This is a genomic window from Streptomyces albofaciens JCM 4342 (assembly GCF_008634025.1).
GTDB classification, from domain to species: Bacteria; Actinomycetota; Actinomycetes; order Streptomycetales; family Streptomycetaceae; genus Streptomyces; species Streptomyces albofaciens.
On sequence record NZ_PDCM01000002.1, the window covers coordinates 3,481,084 to 3,499,788 of the forward strand.

General features: G+C 73.0%; 19 protein-coding genes and 1 pseudogene. 12 read left to right on the forward strand and 8 right to left on the reverse strand.

The window, feature by feature from the left end; all coding sequences use genetic code 11:
* The first annotated feature begins 91 nt into the window (after positions 1-91).
* Positions 92-1,324: a hypothetical protein gene (locus tag CP973_RS35005; RefSeq protein ID WP_150248012.1), complete on the forward strand. Its 1,233-nt coding sequence runs from the start codon at positions 92-94 to the stop codon at positions 1,322-1,324.
* Positions 1,325-1,329: 5 nt separating this feature from the next.
* Here the strand turns inward: CP973_RS35005 and CP973_RS35010 are convergent, their stop codons facing one another.
* The 3 genes from CP973_RS35010 to CP973_RS35020 all read right to left on the reverse strand — a co-directional run bounded on the left by CP973_RS35010 (position 1,330) and on the right by CP973_RS35020 (position 3,818).
* Positions 1,330-1,959 (reverse strand): PH domain-containing protein, encoded by a 630-nt coding sequence (locus CP973_RS35010; RefSeq protein WP_150248014.1) that lies wholly within the window; start codon positions 1,957-1,959, stop codon positions 1,330-1,332.
* Positions 1,960-2,037: 78 nt separating this feature from the next.
* Positions 2,038-2,691, reverse strand: coding sequence for a class F sortase (locus CP973_RS35015; RefSeq protein WP_150248016.1), 654 nt, complete (start codon positions 2,689-2,691; stop codon positions 2,038-2,040).
* Positions 2,682-3,818 (reverse strand): hypothetical protein, encoded by a 1,137-nt coding sequence (locus CP973_RS35020; RefSeq protein WP_150248018.1) that lies wholly within the window; start codon positions 3,816-3,818, stop codon positions 2,682-2,684. Before CP973_RS35020 ends, CP973_RS35015 begins: the two co-directional genes overlap by 10 nt.
* Positions 3,819-4,235: 417 nt before the next feature.
* On the opposite strand from CP973_RS35020, the gene deoC reads away from it, so the two are divergent.
* From deoC to CP973_RS35035, 3 genes are read left to right on the forward strand one after another with little or no spacing between them, the layout of a single operon-like run.
* On the forward strand, positions 4,236-5,231 hold the full coding sequence (gene deoC, locus CP973_RS35025) for a deoxyribose-phosphate aldolase (protein ID WP_208853429.1): 996 nt from the start codon (positions 4,236-4,238) through the stop codon (positions 5,229-5,231).
* A 4-nt stretch (positions 5,232-5,235) separates the two neighbouring features.
* Positions 5,236-6,672, forward strand: a complete 1,437-nt coding sequence (locus CP973_RS35030) for an aldehyde dehydrogenase family protein (RefSeq protein WP_150248023.1) — start codon at positions 5,236-5,238, stop codon at positions 6,670-6,672.
* Positions 6,665-7,531 carry an aldehyde dehydrogenase family protein gene (locus tag CP973_RS35035; protein WP_150248025.1) on the forward strand — a complete coding sequence of 289 codons (867 nt, stop codon included), beginning with the start codon at positions 6,665-6,667 and terminating at the stop codon, positions 7,529-7,531. Before CP973_RS35030 ends, CP973_RS35035 begins: the two co-directional genes overlap by 8 nt.
* A 93-nt stretch (positions 7,532-7,624) precedes the next feature.
* Here the strand turns inward: CP973_RS35035 and CP973_RS35040 are convergent, their stop codons facing one another.
* On the reverse strand, positions 7,625-8,023 hold the full coding sequence (locus CP973_RS35040; RefSeq protein ID WP_150248027.1) for a hypothetical protein: 399 nt from the start codon (positions 8,021-8,023) through the stop codon (positions 7,625-7,627).
* Between the two features lie 140 nt (positions 8,024-8,163).
* On the opposite strand from CP973_RS35040, the gene CP973_RS35045 reads away from it, so the two are divergent.
* Positions 8,164-8,901: a uridine kinase family protein gene (locus CP973_RS35045; RefSeq protein ID WP_244410195.1), complete on the forward strand. Its 738-nt coding sequence runs from the start codon at positions 8,164-8,166 to the stop codon at positions 8,899-8,901.
* A gap of 182 nt (positions 8,902-9,083) precedes the next feature.
* On the opposite strand, the gene CP973_RS35050 is transcribed toward CP973_RS35045, so the two are convergent.
* A complete protein-coding gene (locus CP973_RS35050; protein ID WP_150248029.1) occupies positions 9,084-9,881 on the reverse strand; it encodes a SigE family RNA polymerase sigma factor in 798 nt (265 codons plus the stop codon).
* Positions 9,882-10,067: 186 nt separating this feature from the next.
* On the opposite strand from CP973_RS35050, the gene afsQ1 reads away from it, so the two are divergent.
* The 5 genes and pseudogenes from afsQ1 (at position 10,068) to CP973_RS35080 (ending at position 14,487) form a co-directional block, all read left to right on the forward strand.
* Positions 10,068-10,745 (forward strand): two-component system response regulator AfsQ1, encoded by a 678-nt coding sequence (gene afsQ1, locus CP973_RS35055; RefSeq protein ID WP_004571966.1) that lies wholly within the window; start codon positions 10,068-10,070, stop codon positions 10,743-10,745.
* A gap of 233 nt (positions 10,746-10,978) precedes the next feature.
* Positions 10,979-12,532, forward strand: a pseudogene (locus tag CP973_RS35060) (ATP-binding protein); the annotation flags it as partial.
* A gap of 374 nt (positions 12,533-12,906) precedes the next feature.
* The gene (locus CP973_RS35070; protein ID WP_208853357.1) at positions 12,907-13,602 is read left to right on the forward strand and encodes a hypothetical protein; all 696 of its coding nucleotides are present in this window, start codon (positions 12,907-12,909) and stop codon (positions 13,600-13,602) included.
* A 115-nt stretch (positions 13,603-13,717) separates the two neighbouring features.
* A complete protein-coding gene (locus tag CP973_RS35075; protein ID WP_208853430.1) occupies positions 13,718-14,230 on the forward strand; it encodes a VanZ family protein in 513 nt (170 codons plus the stop codon).
* Positions 14,231-14,280: 50 nt separating this feature from the next.
* Complete coding sequence (locus CP973_RS35080) at positions 14,281-14,487, forward strand: PspC domain-containing protein (protein ID WP_150248033.1); 207 nt, start codon at positions 14,281-14,283, stop codon at positions 14,485-14,487.
* 120 nt (positions 14,488-14,607) lie between these two features.
* On the opposite strand, the gene CP973_RS35085 is transcribed toward CP973_RS35080, so the two are convergent.
* Positions 14,608-14,889 (reverse strand): hypothetical protein, encoded by a 282-nt coding sequence (locus CP973_RS35085; RefSeq protein WP_150248035.1) that lies wholly within the window; start codon positions 14,887-14,889, stop codon positions 14,608-14,610.
* A gap of 139 nt (positions 14,890-15,028) precedes the next feature.
* On the reverse strand, positions 15,029-16,189 hold the full coding sequence (locus CP973_RS35090; RefSeq protein WP_150248037.1) for an adenosine deaminase: 1,161 nt from the start codon (positions 16,187-16,189) through the stop codon (positions 15,029-15,031).
* A gap of 103 nt (positions 16,190-16,292) precedes the next feature.
* Here CP973_RS35090 and CP973_RS35095 point away from each other — a divergent pair, with 103 nt between their 5' ends.
* Positions 16,293-17,060 (forward strand): alpha/beta hydrolase, encoded by a 768-nt coding sequence (locus CP973_RS35095; RefSeq protein WP_150248039.1) that lies wholly within the window; start codon positions 16,293-16,295, stop codon positions 17,058-17,060.
* 173 nt (positions 17,061-17,233) lie between these two features.
* Positions 17,234-17,644, forward strand: a complete 411-nt coding sequence (locus CP973_RS35100; RefSeq protein ID WP_150248041.1) for a VOC family protein — start codon at positions 17,234-17,236, stop codon at positions 17,642-17,644.
* A gap of 42 nt (positions 17,645-17,686) precedes the next feature.
* On the opposite strand, the gene CP973_RS35105 is transcribed toward CP973_RS35100, so the two are convergent.
* Positions 17,687-18,691, reverse strand: coding sequence for a LysR family transcriptional regulator (locus CP973_RS35105; RefSeq protein ID WP_425282051.1), 1,005 nt, complete (start codon positions 18,689-18,691; stop codon positions 17,687-17,689).
* Positions 18,692-18,705: the final 14 nt, after the last annotated feature.

An 18,705-nucleotide genomic window follows, 5' to 3' on the forward strand; every position in this document is an offset into this window, starting at 1 on the left:
CCTGCCGCAGCGCGCCCCCGCCACCGCCCGCGCTCCGGGACACGCTGGTCTGGTCCGAACAACCTGCCCAGCCCTTCCAGGAGTTGCCGCAGTGGTCCCGACCGCGACCGACACGGCCGCCGGCACCGCCCCGGCACCGGACCCCGCTCCCCGCCCCGCCCCCGGACGCACGCTGCGCGGCCTGCTGCACCGCGCCGGGCCCGCGCTGCTCGGCTACACCGCCGTACGCCTGCTGGGCACGCTCGTGCTGATGAAGTGGGCGCACCTCCAGCGCCACGGGCTGTGGCCGCTGCTGGCCAACCGGTGGGATTCGCGCTGGTACACGGGGATCGCCGACCACGGTTACGCGGCCTCCCTCGACCCGAGCCGGTTCGACGCGTGCAACCTCGCCTTCTTCCCGCTCTACCCGGTGGTCGTCAAGGCCGTCGCGGGCGTGACGCCGGGCTCCCGCGCGACCATCGGGCTGCTGGTCGCGGTCGGCTGTTCGCTGCTGGCCGCGTGGGGGATCTACGCGGTGGGCGAGCACCTGCACGGGCGTCGGGTGGGCACCGTACTGGCCGTCCTGTGGGGTGCCACGCCGGTCGCCGCCGTCCAGTGGATGGGCTATACGGAGTCCCTGTTCACCGCGCTGGTGGCGTGGTCGCTGTACGCCGTGCTGACCGACCGCTGGGTCACGGCCGGAGCGCTCTGCCTCCTCGCCGGGCTCACCCGGCCCACCGGCGTGGCGCTCGTCGCGGCGGTCTGCGTCAGCGCCGCCGTGGCCCTGTGGCGCCTGCGCCGTACCGGTTCCGCGCCCATGCCCTTGGACCCGGACCGCAACCGGATGCGCCGGATCGTCCTGGGCGCGGTGCTGGCGCCGCTCGGCTGGCTCGCTTACGTCGGATGGGTGGGCGTACGGCTGGGGCGCGCGGACGGCTACTTCGCGGTCCAGCGGCAGTGGCGCAACGAGTGGGACGGCGGCAAGGAGACGCTGCGCGCGCTGCGGGCCACCCTCGTCCACCAGTCACACCCGCAGCTCTACCTGGTGGTGGTGTCGCTGGTGCTGATCATGTCGGTGGTGCTGTTCCTGCTGTGCCTGTCCGACCACCGGTCGCTGCCGCTCCTGGTCTTCAGCGGCGTGCTCCTGGTGGTCGTCCTGGGCAGCGGCGGCGTCTACTTCCCCCGGGCCCGCTTCCTGCTGCCCGGCTTCCCGCTCCTGCTCCCCCTGGCGCTGGCCCTCGCCGGCACCCGCCGCCGGACCGCCCTGCTGTGCCTGTCGGTCGCCGCCCTGGGATCGGCCTACTTCGGCGCGTACATGCTGCTGACGTACCGGGGCGCGCTATGACCGTGTCAGAGCGCGATGAGCACCGCCAGCGCCACCGCGCCCACCACACACGGCGCGATCACCTCGTACGCCCACTTCACCACCGGCGCGCCCTGCGCGCTCTCCCGCTTGGCGCCGCGCTCGCGCAGCTCCCGCAGTTCGTCCAGGGCCCGGTCGGCGGTGGCGCGCGGCGGGGGCGCCGCCGGGGCCGGGCCCAGGTGCGGGTCGTGGTGGTCCGGGCGTCCGGCGGCGCGCGCCGCCTGCCGGTTGGCCTTCTTGCGCTGCCGCAGCGACACGGGGATCGACCAGAGCTGGTACTTCGAGCCGTCCGTCGTGAAGACCTCGCTGGAGAACGACGCCCGCAGATCCTCGACCGCCGCCCAGGGCAGCGTGACCGTACGGAACGGGTTGCGCACCACCAGCCGGTCCGCGCCCGCGCGCACCAGCGGGCGCAGCGTGAAGGCGGCCACCAGCGGCACCGCGAACAGCAGCCCGGCCACCGCCAGCAGCTTGGTGTGCGCCGCGCCGCGCACCAGCGCGTCGCCGCCCAGCCAGGCGGCGAGCGCGAGCAGCAGCACGCCGCCGGCGAGGGCGGCGGGCGAGCGGTAGCTGCGGTCCGCGTGCTGCTGCGGGGAGGACTGTTCCGGGCTCGTCATGCTGCCGATTGTGCCTGAGCGTCCGGATGCCGGTCATTGCGTTACGGCATCATTCGTACGCCCCGCCCCGGGCGCGGCTCAGGCCGCCACCAGATCGGCGTAGACCACGATGTTGTCCGGCCGGTGGCCGCCGACCAGCGCGCCGCCGCAGGTCACCAGGCGCAGCTCGGGCCGGTCGGTGTCGCCGTAGACCCGCTGGGTGGGGAAGTCCTTCTTGTCGACCTGCTGGAGCGCGCGGACGGCGAAGACCGCGGTACGGCCGTCCGCGCGGTCGACGTGGATGCGGTCCCCGACGCGGATGCGGCCCACGTCCTTCAGCACGGCCGGGCCGTCGACGGTGTCGTAGTGGCCTATGAGGACGGCGGGGCCGGTCTCGCCGGGGGTGACGCCCTTGTCGTACCAGCCGATGCGGCCGGCCTGCCGTACGGACGGCACCTCGACCGTGCCGTCCGGGGCCAGGCCCAGGTCCAGGACCGGGCCGGTGTCCACGCCCGCGGCCGGGATGCGGACGCGTACGGGCCTGGCGGCGGGCAGCGCGGCCGGAGCCGGGGCGCGCGGGGCCGTGGTGGGGGCGCTGGTGTTCGCGACGTGGACGGCCGGCGCCGCGGAGGGGGCGCCGCCGTCCAGGAACCCGCGGGCGAGCAGTGCGCCGCCGACCGCCAGCAGAAGCACGCAGGCCGCCGCCAGCAGGCGGTCGGCCCGGCGCCCCGCGGGGCGCCCGTTCAGCACCACGAGCCCTCGGACTGCCGACGACGGCGCACCGCGAAGACGACGCCCGCGGCACCGGCCGCGGCGAACGCGCCGCCCGCCGCGAACAGCGGGGTGGTGTCCGGCGCCTCCGGCGCGTCGTAACCGGCGGCCACGGCGCCCTTGGGCAGCGCCTTGGTCTGGGTGTGGGCCGGGGCGGCCGGCGCGCCGGTGGGGGCGGCCGTGCCCTTGTTCTCGGTGGCCTTCACGGCGTGCGTACCACCGGAGGCGCCGTCCTTGCCGGGCTTGGCGGCCGGCGCGCAGCCCTTGGGCAGCGCGGGGAAGTTGGCGTAGCCGGGCGGGTAGCTGCCGCCCTGCATCTTGAAGCGGAACGTGGGACGGGCGCTGTACGGATTGACGATCTTCGCGCCGAAGCGGGCCAGGGTCGGGTGCGCACGGTCGAGGAAGACGCCCGGCACGGCGTTGCCCGGACCGTCCTCGAAGGTCACCCGGGGGCCCTTGGAGCTGTTGGTCAGGGCGGCGAGGGTGCCGCCGCCGATGGCCACGCGGCGGGTGACGGAGCAGCTCTTGCGGCGGTCGGAAGCGGTGCCGCCGGGCTTGTGGGCGGTCGGTACGGCGGCGTGCCCGCCGTCCGCCTTGCCGCCCTGACCGTGCTTGCCGGTCCTGCCGCCGGTCTCCTTGCCGGCCACCTTGCCGCCGGTGGACGGCGCGCCGGACTTCGGCAGCGGGTACGTCCGCGCCCGGCTGCCGCCGCCGACGTGCAGCGTCGGCGACGCGCCCGAGACGCCGGACAGGCGCAGGTGCAGGCCCTTGATCCGCGCGGTCGGGTGGTCACGGTCGAGGAGGCCGAGCACCCGGACCATGTACCAGTCGCCGGACTTCCACTGCGGGCCGACGTAACGGATCCACGCCTCGGGGCCGCCCTCCGAGGGCACGTTGCGCAGCACCGCCACCATGCCCTTGCCGATGTAGACCGGCTGTCCCGCGTAACGGCCGGCGCCGTCGGGGACGGGCTTCGCGGCGGCGGCCGGCGCGGCGGTCGCGGGCGTGGCGGCGAAGGCGCCGGAGGCGGGGCCGAGCAGGGCGGCGCCCAGCGCGGCGGACGCGACGGCGGTGCGCAGGGTACGGCGGCGTGCGGTCAGTACGGTCATGGGTGACCCCCGTTGAATGGTCGGTCGTTCGGCGACGAGACCACATCCGCCGTCCTCATACAGGTGGAGCCGGAAGGTGCTGCGGTGCGGTGCGGCACGAAAAAAGGTAGGGGACGGCTGTGACAGGCCGTCCGTGGTTGTGTAACGGCCACCCCACAGAAGTCCATCACTCCCGGGCGCACCTGTTACACACGGCTGCCCGGACCCGGCCGCGACCCCACCCTGCGGAACCGCCTTCGTCCGCGCGGTCCGGGTGCTCGGATTCTGGCTGCTCGGCTTCTGACCGGTCGGCTTATGGCTGCCCGGCATCGACCGCCGATGCCCGGAAGGAACAGGTTCCTCCCTGCCGCCGCACCGGATGTCGTCCACAGGGGGGTGACATGCAGCTACGCGCGTAGATATGCTCCCCTCGTGACCATGCCCACCACTGTTCCCGCATACGGCAAGGAAGCCGCGGGGCGTCTGGCGTCGATGGCGGACGTGACCGCTTCCGACGGTGCGCTGCGCCGCTTCCTGCACGGCCTCCCGGGCGTCGACGCGGTCGGCCTCCAGGCCCGCGCCGCGACCCTCGGCACCCGCTCGATCAAGACCACGGCGAAGGCGTACGCCATCGATCTCGCCATCTCGATGATCGACCTGACGACGCTCGAAGGAGCGGACACCCCGGGCAAGGTCCGGGCCCTGTGCGCCAAGGGGATCAACCCCGACCCCCTCGACCGCACCACCCCCAAGGTCGCCGCGATCTGCGTCTACCCCGACATGGTGGCGACCGCCAAGGAGGCCCTGACCGGCTCCGGCATCCACGTCGCCTCGGTCGCCACCGCCTTCCCGGCGGGGCGGGCCGCGCTGCCCGTGAAACTGGCCGACACCCGTGACGCGGTCGCGGCCGGTGCCGACGAGATCGACATGGTGATCGACCGGGGCGCGTTCCTGTCCGGCCGGTACCTGTCCGTCTTCGAGGAGATCAAGCAGGTCAAGGAGACGTGCCGCCGCGAGGACGGCTCGTACGCCCATCTGAAGGTCATCTTCGAGACCGGCGAGCTCCAGACGTACGACAACGTGCGCCGGGTCTCCTGGCTCGCGATGCTGGCGGGCGCCGACTTCATCAAGACCTCGACCGGCAAGGTCGCGGTCAACGCCACCCCGCCGGTGACCCTGCTGATGCTGGAGGCCGTCCGCGACTTCCACGCCACGACCGGGGTACAGGTCGGTGTGAAGCCGGCCGGCGGCATCCGTACGACCAAGGACGCGCTGAAGTACCTGGTCATGGTCAACGAGACGGTGGGCGAGGAGTGGCTGACCGCGGACTGGTTCCGCTTCGGCGCCTCCAGCCTGCTCAACGACCTGCTGATGCAGCGCCAGAAGCTCGGCACCGGCCGCTACTCCGGCCCCGACTACGTCACGGTGGACTGAACCGATGAGCTCAGCATTTGAATACGCACCGGCGCCCGAGTCGCGCGCCGTCGTCGACATCGCGCCGTCGTACGGGCTGTTCATCGACGGCGAGTTCGCCGACGCGGCCGGCGGCAAGGTCTTCAAGACCGTCTCGCCCGCGAACGAGGAAGTGCTCTCCGAGGTCGCGCAGGCGTCCGCCGAGGACGTGGACCGCGCCGTCAAGGCCGCCCGCAAGGCGTTCGAGAAGTGGTCGGCGCTGCCCGGCGCCGAGCGCGCCAAGTACCTCTTCCGTATCGCCCGCCTGATCCAGGAGCGCTCCCGCGAGCTGGCCGTCCTGGAGTCGCTGGACAACGGCAAGCCGATCCGCGAGTCCCGCGACTCGGACCTGCCGCTGGTCGCCGCGCACTTCTTCTACTACGCGGGCTGGGCCGACAAGCTCGGCCACGCGGGCTACGGCGCCGACCCGAAGCCGCTGGGCGTGGCCGGCCAGGTCATCCCGTGGAACTTCCCGCTGCTGATGCTGGCGTGGAAGATCGCCCCGGCGCTGGCCTGCGGCAACACCGTCGTCCTCAAGCCCGCCGAGACCACCCCGCTGTCCGCGCTGTTCTTCGCGGACATCTGCCGCCAGGCGGGCCTGCCGAAGGGTGTCGTCAACATCCTGACCGGCGACGGCTCGACCGGCGCCGAGCTGGTCGCGCACCCGGACGTGAACAAGGTCGCCTTCACCGGTTCGACCGAGGTCGGCAAGGCCATCGCCCGTACCGTCGCCGGTACGGACAAGAAGCTCACCCTGGAGCTGGGCGGCAAGGCCGCGAACATCGTCTTCGACGACGCGCCGGTCGACCAGGCCGTCGAGGGCATCGTCAACGGCATCTTCTTCAACCAGGGCCACGTGTGCTGCGCGGGCTCGCGCCTGCTGGTGCAGGAGTCCGTGCAGGACGAGCTGCTGGACGCGCTCAAGCGCCGGATGAGCACGCTGCGCGTCGGCGACCCGCTGGACAAGAACACCGACATCGGCGCGATCAACTCGGCCGAGCAGCTGGCCCGCATCAAGGCGCTGGCCGACGCGGGCGAGTCCGAGGGCGCCGAGCGCTGGGCCCCGGCCTGCGAACTGCCCGACTCGGGCTACTGGTTCGCGCCGACGCTGTTCACCGGCGTCACCCAGGCCCACCGCATCGCCCAGGAGGAGATCTTCGGGCCGGTGCTGTCGGTGCTCACCTTCCGTACGCCGGAAGAGGCGGTGGCCAAGGCCAACAACACCCCCTACGGGCTGTCGGCGGGCGTCTGGACGGAGAAGGGCTCGCGCATCCTGTGGATGGCGAACAAGCTCCGGGCGGGCATCGTCTGGTCCAACACGTTCAACAAGTTCGACCCGGCCTCGCCGTTCGGCGGCTACAAGGAGTCGGGCTTCGGCCGCGAGGGCGGCCGGCACGGTCTGGAGGCGTACCTCGATGTCTGATCGCTTGAGCGTTCTCAAGACCTACAAGCTGTACGTCGGGGGCAAGTTCCCCCGGTCCGAGAGCGGGCGGGTGTACGAGGTGACGGACTCCAAGGGCAACTGGCTCGCCAACGCGCCCCTGTCGTCCCGCAAGGACGCCCGGGACGCGGTGGTCGCGGCCCGCAAGGCGTTCGGCGGCTGGTCCGGCGCCACGGCGTACAACCGCGGCCAGATCCTCTACCGCGTCGCGGAGATGCTGGAGGGCCGCCGCGAGCAGTTCGCCGCGGAGGTCGCCGACGCCGAGGGCCTGTCGAAGGCCAAGGCGGCGGCGCAGGTGGACGCGGCGATCGACCGCTGGGTCTGGTACGCGGGCTGGTCCGACAAGGTCGCCCAGATCGCGGGCGCCGCGAACCCGGTCGCCGGGCCGTACTTCAACCTGTCGTCGCCGGAGCCGACCGGTGTGGTCGCCGTGCTGGCGCCGCAGGAGTCGTCGTTCCTCGGCCTGGTCTCGGTGATCGCCCCGGCGATCGTCACGGGCAACACGGTCGTGGTCGTCACCGGCGAGAAGTCGCCGCTGCCCGCGCTGTCGCTGGGTGAGGTGCTGGCCACCTCCGACCTGCCCGGCGGTGTGGTCAACGTCCTGTCCGGGCGCGTCAACGAGCTGGGCGGGCCGCTGGCCGCGCACCAGGACGTCAACGCCATCGACCTGGCGGGCGCCGCCGCCGATGCGGAGCTGGTCAAGGCGCTGGAGACGGCCGCGGCCGACAACCTCAAGCGCGTCCTGCGCCCGCGGGCCACGGACTGGACCGCCGACCCGGGTACGGAGCGGATGCTGGCCTTCCTGGAGACCAAGACGGTCTGGCACCCGATGGGGGTCTGACCCCCTGTCCGCGGCGCTCGCGCCGGCACACTTCCGCCCGCCCCATCCGTCCGTGGGGGCGGGCGGTGTGCGTTCCGCCCGCGTGCGCCGTCCTCAGCCGGGCAGCAGGTCCACGGCCTTTTCCGCCAGCGGCAGGTCCTCCAGCGCGCCGCCGCCCGTGATCGGGTCCGTGACCAGGCCCGTGGTCAGCGGCTTGAAGTCGGCGATCTGGGTGCCGATCTTGTTGTTCAGCGGGTCCGCCGGGGTCCCGGACAGCGGGTCCAGCTTGAGCTTCTTGACCGGGCCGACGCCGCCCGCCAGGGAGTGCAGCAGCGCTCCCGTCACCGCCTGGCGGGTCCGCGCGACCTTGTCGCCGTGCCCGGGGGCCGCCGCGCCCGCCGTCGCCGCGCCGGCCGCCGCGAGGGCGGTACCGGCCACCGAGAGCGCGAACCCGACACGCAGGACGGAAAGCGGTACGCGGCGCCGGTGCCGGGGACGTGCGTGAGAGGCCATGTGCCACCTGCCTGTGCGTAAGCGAAGTAACGATATGTGCGTAATCGAATGATTGCGTAGCGTAGTTGAGGGGTGCGGGGACGTTCCAGCGGAGCCGCGCCGGGTAACCCTCACGGCCCAATGCGCGACAATGGCTCCCCGTGAGCTCCCACTCCTCGCCCCGGCCGCCCGCCGCCCGCGTCGTCCTGCTGACCGGCCCCTCCGGTTCCGGCAAGTCGTCCCTCGCCGCCCGTACCGGCCTGCCCGTCCTCAACCTCGACGACTTCTACAAGGACGGCACGGACCCGACGCTGCCCGTGCTGCCCGATGGCGGCACCGACTGGGACTCGCCGCTCTCGTGGCACGCGGACGCCGCCGTCGCCGCGATCGGCGAACTGTGCCGTACGGGCCGCACGGCCGTGCCGGTGTACGACATCGCCGCCAGCGCGCGGACCGGAGAAACGGTTCTGGACCGCGGGGACGCGCCCCTGTTCATCGCGGAGGGCGTCTTCGCGGCGGACATCGCGGAACGCTGCCGTACGGCCGGTCTGCTGGCCGACGCGCTGTGCCTGCGCGGCCGTCCCACCACGACCTTCCGGCGGCGGCTGGTCCGTGACCTGCGCGAGGGCCGCAAACCGGTCCCGGTCCTGCTGCGCCGCGGGCTGCGGCTGCTGCGCGCCGAGCGCGGCATCGTCGCCCGGCACACCGCGCTGGGCGCCCATCCGTGCGCCAAGCCGGAGGCGCTGGCGCGGATAGCGGCGGCGCGTGCCGCGGACGCCGGGGCCGGTCACGCAGGGGCCGGTCACGCCGAGGCCGGTCACGCCGAGGCCGGTCGCGCCGGGGCCGGTCGCGCCGAGGGCGGTCACACCGTCGCGGACGCCGCGGAAGTCTGCGCCTGAACGGGGCGCGGGGCCCGCGCACCGCGGACCCCGTGAACGGCGAAGGAGCGGATTCGCGCCGTACCCCCCGGCCGGCCGAACCCGCTCCTCATCTCCCCCGTATCCCCCGTTCTCTCCCCCGTTCCCCCGTATCCCCCTCGGGTCCCTCTCTTCCTCGCTCCCCCGTCGTCTCTTCCCCGCCCTCAGGCCACCAGCTCGCCGAAGGACTCCTGCTCGTCACGGCCGAGGCTGAGCGCCTCGTCCTCGCGCAGCCGGCGCAGGGAGCGCCAGATGCTGGACTTGACCGTGCCGACACTGATGTCGAGGATGTCCGCGATCTCCGGGTCCGTGCGGCCCTCGTAGTAGCGCAGCACCAGCATCGTGCGCTGCGTCTCGGGCAGCCGGGCCAGCGCCTGCCAGAGCACCGCGCGCAGCTCCGTGCCTCGCATCGCGTCCGTGTCACCGGCCGTCTCCGGCAGCTCCTCGGTCGGGTACTCGTTCAGCTTGCGGCGGCGCCACGCGCTGATGTGCAGGTTGGTCATGGTGCGGCGCAGATAGCCCCCCAGCGCCGCCTTGTCGCTGATCCGGTCCCACGCCCGGTAGGTCGAGAACAGCGCGCTCTGCAACAGGTCCTCGGCCTCGAAGCGGTCGCCGGTCAGGTGGTAGGCGGTGGCGTACAGGGAAGCGCGGCGCTCCTGGACGTAGGCGGTGAACGCCGCGGCGGCGTCCCCCGTTTCCTCCGCCTGCGACGCGGCGCGCCGTTCCCCCGTACCTTCCCTGTACGCCGTCCCCCCCGCGGAACCGGTGTCTCCCCCGTCGGCTCCGCGCCCCCCGTCGTGCTGCGTCATCGCGTCGATCGCGACCATGTAAGGGATGCGATGACGCCCGGTGCCGCGAGCGCACCCCCGCCCGCCCACGGCACCGGACTTCTCTGCGGTCCGGCCGATGTCGTGCAGACGCGTGATGACTGCGCTGGTCGTGGTGCTGTGCAGTGTGTTCATCGCGCGCCCCCGTTCGGTAGACCCTGCTTGCTTCGGTTCGTGATGGGGAAAAGCCTGCCGGAGCAGTTTCATGACGCTGTCCGCCGTCTGTCACAGCCCTGTCACAGGGGCGGGCCGGGGGTGCGGGCACCGCGCCAGGACCGCGCAGGTCGAAGTCCTGGTCCGCCATGGGCCAGAATGGCCGACGTGCCTTTCCTGTTGCTGATCGAGGACGACGACGCCATCCGCACGGCCCTCGAACTCTCCCTGTCGCGCCAGGGTCACCGTGTGGTGACCGCGGCGACGGGCGAGGACGGCCTGAAGCTGCTGCGCGAGCAGCGCCCGGACCTGATCGTGCTGGACGTGATGCTGCCGGGCATCGACGGTTTCGAGGTGTGCCGGCGGATCAGGCGGACGGACCAGCTGCCCATCATCCTGCTGACCGCGCGCAACGACGACATCGACGTGGTGGTCGGGCTGGAGTCGGGCGCGGACGACTACGTGGTCAAGCCGGTGCAGGGCAGGGTGCTGGACGCCCGTATCCGGGCCGTGCTGCGGCGCGGGGAGCGCGAGTCCAACGACGCGGCGACGTTCGGCTCGCTGGTCATCGACCGCTCGGCGATGACGGTCACCAAGAACGGCGAGGACCTGCAACTGACACCCACCGAGCTGCGGTTGCTGCTGGAGCTCAGCCGCCGCCCCGGCCAGGCGCTGTCCCGGCAGCAGCTGCTGCGCCTGGTGTGGGAGCACGACTACCTGGGTGACTCGCGGCTGGTGGACGCGTGTGTGCAGCGCCTGCGCGCGAAGGTGGAGGACGTACCGTCCTCGCCGACCTTGATCCGTACGGTCCGCGGCGTCGGCTACCGGCTGGACACCCCGCAGTGACACGACGCTCGACCGGTCCGGACCCGGACCGTACGGACGGCCCGCGGGAGACGGCCCGGCCGGGCAGGGACAGGAAGGACAGCGACGTGGGGGGCCGTACGGGCACCGACGGCACGGGTGCCGGGCGTACGGACGGGCGCGGGGGCGGCCGTACGGCGGACGGCTCGGACACGGAGCGGACGGCCGACGGCACGCCCGCCGAGGGCGCGCCCGGGCAGGAGGAGCGGCCCTCGCTGCTCGTGCGGTGCGTACGGGCGCTCGGCCTGCTGCGCTGGACCAGCCTGCGGCTGCGGCTGGTCTTCGTCTTCGCGCTGGTCGCGCTGACCGCGGCGGTCTCCGCCTCCGGCATCGCGTACTGGCTCAACCGCAACACGGTGCTGGACCGCACCCAGAACTCCGCGCTCAACGACTTCCGCAAGTCCCTGGAGGACAGCACGCGTTCGCTGCCGCTGCGGCCGCGCTGCGCCGAGCTGCAGGACGCCGCGCGGCAGATGGCGGGCGGGCCGCAGAACTACGCGGTGGTGCTCGTCGCGCAGGGCGCGGACGGCCGGCCGTGCGTCGCGTCCACCGACAAGGACCTCTTCACGCTCAAGACGGTGCCGAAGTCGCTCCAGACCGCGGTCAACGAGAAGCGGGCGCTCGACGACGGCAACCGGGTGCCGTACCACATGTACTGGCAGCGCAAGGAGCTGCACGACACCCCGTACCTCGTCGCCGGCGCCCGGATGAACGGCGGCGGCCCGACCGGCTACATGCTCAAGTCCCTGGCCACCGAGCGCCAGGACCTGAACTCGCTGGCCTGGTCGCTGGGCATCGCCACCGCGCTGGCCCTGGTCGGCTCGGCGCTGCTCGCGCAGGCCGCCGCGACGACCGTGCTGCGGCCGGTGCAGCGCCTGGGCCACGCGGCCCGGCAGCTGGGCGAGGGGCGGTTGGACACCCGGCTGCGGGTGACCGGCACCGATGAGCTCGCCGACCTCTCCCGCACCTTCAACCGCACCGCCGAGCGGCTGGAGCAGCGGGTGGCCGAGCTGAGCGGGCGGGAGGCGGCGTCCCGCCGCTTCGTCGCCGACATGTCGCACGAGCTGCGTACGCCGCTGACGGCGATCACCGCGGTCACCGAGGTGCTGGAGGAAGAGGAGGACTCCCTCGACCCGATGATCGCGCCCGCGGTGAAGCTGGTGGTCAGCGAGACCCGGCGGCTGAACGACCTGGTGGAGAACCTGATGGAGGTCACCCGCTTCGACGCGGGGACGGCGCGGCTGGTGCAGGACGACGTCGACGTGGCGGACCAGGTGACCGCGTGCATCGACGCGCGGGCCTGGCTGGACGCGGTCGAGCTGGACGCCGAACGCGGCATCGTGGCCCGCCTGGACCCGCGCCGCCTCGACGTGATCCTCGCCAACCTCATCGGCAACGCGCTGAAGCACGGCGGCTCGCCGGTCCGGGTGTCCGTACGGACGGAGACCACACCGGACGGCGAGGACCTGCTGATCCGGGTGCGCGACCACGGCCCCGGCATCCCGCAGGAGGTCCTGCCGCACGTCTTCGACCGCTTCTACAAGGCGAGCGCGTCCCGGCCGCGGTCGGAGGGCAGCGGCCTGGGCCTGTCGATCGCCCTGGAGAACGCGCACATCCACGGCGGCGAGATCACCGCCGCGAACTCGCCGGAGGGCGGCGCGGTCTTCACGCTGCGGCTGCCGATGGGGACCGGGGGTCCCACGGAGGACGGGCAGGGAGAGAGCCGGGGCGAGGAGCGTGCCGGGGGCAGTGACGGGGGCAGTCATGGGAACAGCGGTGGGAGTAGTGGCGGGAGCAATGGTGGGGCCGGTGGGAGCGGTTCCGGAGAGGGTGCCGCGGAGGTAGCGCCCGGGGTGTCGGAGACGGCGGAGAGGGCGGAGACTGCGGAGACTGCGGAGAGTACGGCCGCATCGGAACGGACGGGCGCACCGGAACGCACAGCCGCACCGGACCGCACGGCCGCATCCGACCGCACGGAGGACGCGGAACCGGGTACGGACTCGGGACGGGACTCCGGACAGGGCCCCGGGCCGGACTCGGGACGGGACTCCGGGCCGGACTCGGGGCAGGGCCCCGGGCCGGACTCCGACCCCGACGCCGGGCCGGGCTCAGGCCCCCGCCGCAAGGAAGGCGGTGACCGCCGATGACCTGGCTTCCCCGGCGCACCCGTACCCCGTCCGGCACCCGAACCCCGTCCGGCCCCCGGACCGGCGCCCGGCCCGGCCCCCGCCCCCGCGCCGCCGCGCTGACCGCCGTAGCCCTGGCCGCCCTCGTGCCGGCCCTCGCGAGCTGCGGCATCCGCGGTACGTCCGTACCGGTCGACGCCGGTGCCGCCCCTTCCCGCGTCAGCTGCAAGGTTCCTGCCGGTGCGGTGGCGCCCGCCCCGCCGGACAGCACCCCGGTGACCGTCTACCTGGTGTGCAGCTCGACGCTGGCGCCGGTGGAGCGCACCGTGACGGCCCCGAAGCAGCGGCCCGCCGACCGCCTCCAGACGGCCCGTGCCCTGCTGGACGAGCTCCAGGAGCAGCCGGGGGCCGTCGAGGAGGAGGCCGGGTTCAGTACGGCGGTGCCCGAGGACCTGGAGGTGACGGAGCCGCGCGCGGGCGATCCGCGGGAGGCGCTGCGGCTGAGCGTACGGCCGGAGGACCTGCCGTCCTTCGCGCTCGCCCAGATCGCGTGCACGTTCGGCGAGAGCGGCGCCCTGGGCCGGACGCACGCCGCGGTGCTGGGCGGTCCCGGCGACGCCGAACCGCAGCGTTATGCCTGCTCGGCGGAGGTGCGCACGCATCCGGAGAGCGTGCCGGGCACCGTGTGGGGCAGCCCGGCGCCGGGGAACTGAGGCCTCCTTGAGGGCGGCGGGCAGGGCCACCGGCTCTTACGGAACCACGGCCGCCGGTAGGCGCGTCCTGGCCTGTGTGCAGGGTCATGGCCGCGGCGGTTCCGCCGCCCTCCGTATGCGCGCCGCGGGAGCCGTCCTCCTGGTGGCGCATCTGCTGATCGTCGGCTGGCTGACGCTGCGCCCCCGTACGGTCCCCTGGGTGCCCGCCGCCAACTTCCGGCCGCTGGCGACGATCCGTGCCGAGCTGGCGCACGGCCCGTGGGAGGCCGTGCAGAGCCTCGGGGGCGCGATGCTGCTGCTGGCGCCGCTGGGCATCCTGCTGCCGATGGCAGCCGGGCGCCTGAACGTTTCTCCGCTGGGTTCGCTGACCCGTACGGTCTTCACCGGCGCGATGGTCTCGCTGGCCATCGAGCTGTTCCAGGCCGGGGTGCCCGGCCGGGTGCCGGACGTGGACATGGTGCTGCTGAACACCACCGGGGTAGCACTCGCGCACCTGCTGGTCGTACCAGGGGTCCGGTCCCGGCTACGCCGCAGGGAGGAGCTCCCCGCCCGCCCGGCCCCCACCAGGACCAGGGTCGGTATCGCACCGCAGGCCGACGCCCTGTCGGGTTCCCGGACCTACCTTTGAGACATCGGGGCGAACGGCTCCGAACCGCAGTCGAGAAGGAGTGGAGAACCATGGCCGCCGCACTGGTCCGCCCCCGCAACAACAGGATGATCGCCGGAGTGTGCGCGGGCCTGGCGCAGCGCTTCGGCACCACCCCCGCGACGATGCGAGTGATCTTCCTGCTCTCGTGTCTGCTGCCCGGCCCGCAGTTCCTGCTCTACCTGGGCCTGTGGCTGTTCATCCCCTCGGAGAAGAACGCGAAGCGCACCGCCTGGTGACCGGGCGCCGCAGCGCGAGCGCGCACATGGCCGTGCCCCGGACCGTACGACACGTACGGTCCGGGGCACGGCCACTGCCGCTCCGGGACGGACCGGCGGGGCCTGCGGGGCCGGCGGGCCTCAGCCGAGGGCCGGCAGCGCCTTGGTCACGCCGCCCGCGGGCAGGCCGCCGAGCAGGTTGCCCTTGTTGTTGGCCTTCAGGCTGTGGTCGGAGCCCTTGTCGGTGATGCCCTTGGCGGTCTTCTCGACCGGCAGGTTCTGCACGGCCTGGAGCGCGCCGGCGACATCGGCCGTCGGTACCGTCCCGGCCGGCGTGGCGGCGGAAGCGGCCCCGGCCGCGGTGGCGGCGAAGGCGACACCGACGGCCGCGGCACCGAGCGTCTTGATGGTTCCCTGCTTCATGGAAATACATCCTTGTGATGGGAGTTTGACCGGCACCGGAATCTAGCCAGGGCACCGACACGCCGCAAACACCCGGCGGAGCGGAAATGCGACCGGCGCTTGACACGCCGGTCACATTTCGCAGCCGCGTTCTCCCCGGTTACTCGGAGCGATACTCGCTGATCACCGCGGGTACCGCGTCCACCTGCTGGAACAGCCATTCGGAGCGCAGTTCCGCGTAACCCGGCTTGATGACATCGTTGATCATCGCCAGCCTTTCATCGAAAGGAATGAACGCGCTCTTCATCGCATTGACGGTGAACCACTGCATGTCGTCGAGCGTGTATCGAAATGTCTCCACCAGGTGCTCGAATTCCCGGGACATGCTGGTGCCGCCCATCAGGCGGTTGTCGGTGTTGACCGTCAGGCGGAACTGCAGCCGGCGCAGCAGGCCGATCGGGTGCTCCGCGTACGAGGTGGCGGCGCCGGTCTGGAGGTTGGAGGTGGGGCACATCTCCAGCGGGATGCGCTTGTCCCGTACGTAGGAGGCCAGCCGGCCCAGCTTCACCGAGCCGTCCTCGGCCACCTCGATGTCGTCGGCGATGCGCACGCCGTGGCCGAGGCGGTCGGCGCCGCACCACTGGAGCGCCTGCCAGATCGACGGCAGGCCGAACGCCTCGCCCGCGTGGATGGTGAAGTGGTTGTTCTCCCGCTTGAGGTACTCGAACGCGTCGAGGTGGCGGGTGGGCGGGAAGCCCGCCTCGGCGCCCGCGATGTCGAAGCCGGCGACGCCCAGGTCGCGGTAGCGGTTGGCCAGTTCGGCGATCTCCAGCGCACGGGCCGCGTGCCGCATGGCGGTCAGCAGCGCGCCGACGCGGATGCGGTGGCCGGCCGCGCGGGCCCGCCGTTCGCCCTCGCGGAAGCCCTCGTTGACCGCCTCGACGACCTCTTCGAGGCTCAGGCCCTTCTCCAGGTGCTGCTCGGGCGCGTACCGCACCTCGGCGTACACGACGCCGTCGGCGGCCAGGTCCTCGGCGCACTCGGCCGCCACCCGCTTGAGGGCGTCGCGGGTCTGCATGACGGCACAGGTGTGCGCGAAGGTCTCCAGGTAGCGCTCCAGCGAGCCGGAGTCGGCCGCCTCGCGGAACCAGACGCCCAGCTTCTCCGGGTCGGTCTCGGGCAGACCGTCGTAGCCCACTTCGCGGGCCAGGTCGACGATGGTGGCGGGGCGCAGGCCGCCGTCCAGGTGGTCGTGCAGCAGCACCTTGGGCGCGCGGCGGATCTGGTCGCCCGTAGGAAGGTTGGTGGTCTCGCTCGTCATCTCGGCACTGTAGCCCCTACGCGCGTAGAACTTCACGAACGATATCCAACGGTGACCCGTACACGGGGTATCCCCAGGGCTGCCTTCTGCCATCGTTTCGGTCATGGCTCAGCAAGCGTTGCCGGTGCGCGGTGCCCGGCTGGGAAAACCGCTGGGAGCGGCCGGAGCGGGACGGGCGGTGTGCGGCGTCGCGCTGTTACTGCCCGAGGGCTGCCCGACGGGCACCCGGCGGCCCTCCCCCCTGTCCACCTTGGCCACCCGTCCGCTGGCCGCCCGGCTGGCCCGCGCGGGGCGGCGCGACGGCCTGGTGGCGCACGTCGTGCACTACCGCTGCCGCGGCTGGAACGGCCCGGCGGCCCATCCCGCGGCGGACGCCGCGTGGGCGCTGGAGGAGGTGGTGCGGCGGTACGGCGACGTCCCGGTCTGCCTGGCCGGTACGGGCATGGGCGCGCGCGCCGCACTGCACGCCGCGGGCCACCCGGCCGTCCAGTCCGTACTGGCGCTGGCCCCGTGGATTCCCGACCTCGGCCCGGAGGAGAGCGACTCCGTACCGGTGAAACAGCTCGCCGGGCGGCAGGTGCTGCTCGTCCACGGGACGAACGACGAGCGCACCGACCCGGAGCTGTCCTACCGCTACGCAGAGCGCGCGAAGAAGATCAACCGCGATGTCTGCCGCTTCGAGGTCCACTCGGACGGCCACTCCCTGCACCAGCACCGCTCCGAAGTCCTGGCGCTGGCCGCCGACTTCATGCTGGGTTCGCTGTTCGCCCACGGCTACGCCCGGCCGGTGGCGGACGCGCTGGCGGCACCGCCGCCGCTGGGACTGCGGATGCCGCTGGCGGCGGGCTTCGGGGAATCGCTCAAGCACTGAGCGCGCCCGAGGTCCGCCCGCTTCGCGCACGCGCGCACCCCTTCGGAACTCCGGGCGCGGCGACAGCGACCAGCGGGCCCGCTTCGCGCACGCGCGCACCCCTTGCACGGCGTCCGGCCCTGCCTATACTCCGCCCCACCGACCGTCGGCCCGGCTGACCGCAGGGGGTCCGCATGCCGAACACGCTCGACCACGTGATCGTCCACTGCCACGACCAGAAGGCCACCGCCGCCTTCCTCAGCGACCTCATGGACGGCCCCGCGCCCACCGACTGGGGCCCGTTCACCCAGGTACAGACCGCCAACGGGGTCGGCATCGACTTCCTCGACAGCGCGGTGGAGCCGGGCGCGATCAACGGCAGCCATGTCGCGTTCCTGGTCACCGACGAGGAGTTCGACGCGATCTTCGACCGCATCCGGAAGCAGGGGCTGCGCTACTGGGCCGACCCGTTCCACCAGCGGGAGGGCGAGATCAACCACCGCTGGGGCGGCCGGGGCGTCTACGTCCTCGACCCGGGCGGCACGGTCGCCATCGAGTTCATGACCGTGCGGTACGGCGATCCGGCGGACGCGGGCGAGGAGTGACGTACGGCGGGGGCCGCACGTCTCCCCGTACCGGTCCTCGCCTCACCGGGGAATCAACTGCCCCCGCCGCCCCAGCAGGAACTTCTTGAACGCCGCCACCGGCGGGGTGTCGGGGTGGCCGTCCATCCAGGCCACCCCGATCTCGCGGACCGCGCGCGGCGCCGTGACCGTCAGCTCGGCGACGCCCGGGCGCGGCACGGCGGGCGGCGGCAGCAGCGCCACGCCCAGCCCGGCCGCGACCAGGCCGCGCAGCGTCTCCGCCTCCTCCCCCTCGAACGCGACCTTGGGCGTGAACCCGGCCTCGGCACACAGCGCGTCGGTGATGCGGCGCAGCCCGTAGCCCGGCTCCAGGGTGACGAACAGCTCCCCCGCCGCCTCGGCCAGCCGTATGCGCTTGCGGGCGGCCAGCGGGTGGTCGTCCGGCACCACCAGCCGCAGCTTCTGCTCGTCCAGGCGGCGGGCGACCAGATCCGGGTAGTCCGGTACGGGCGACGTCAGGCACAGGTCCAGATCGCCGGCGCGCAGCCGCTCGATCATCGCCTCGCCGTAGTTCTGGACGAGCTGGAAGCGCACCCGCGGGTGGTCGGCGCGGAAGGTGCGCAGCAGGCCCGGTACGGTTTCCGAGCCCATCGTGTGCAGGAAGCCGAAGGCGACCTTGCCCGCGGTGGGGTCGGTGTCGGCCCGTACGGACTCGGTGGCGCGCTCCACGTCCAGCAGCGCGCGCTCGGTAGAGGCGAGGAAGGCGCGGCCCGCCGGGGTGAGGGAGAGCGTCCGGCCGTGCCGGGCGAAGAGCGCCACCCCGAGGTCGTCCTCCAGGCGGACGATGGCGCGGCTGAGGGTGGACTGCGGCATGCCCAGCTCGTGGGCGGCGCGCGTGACGTGCTCGTGGCGCGCGACGGCGGCGAACTGTGCGAGCCGGGGTGTCAGGGCCAGCGCCCAGGAGCCGACACCGAGAGCGGCGGTCTCCGCCGGTTCCGGCGTTCTCCGTATGTCTTTTCTGTTGCGGGCTTGCGACAGAGGCTGGCCTGAGCTGCTGTTATGTGCCACAGCATTGATTATGG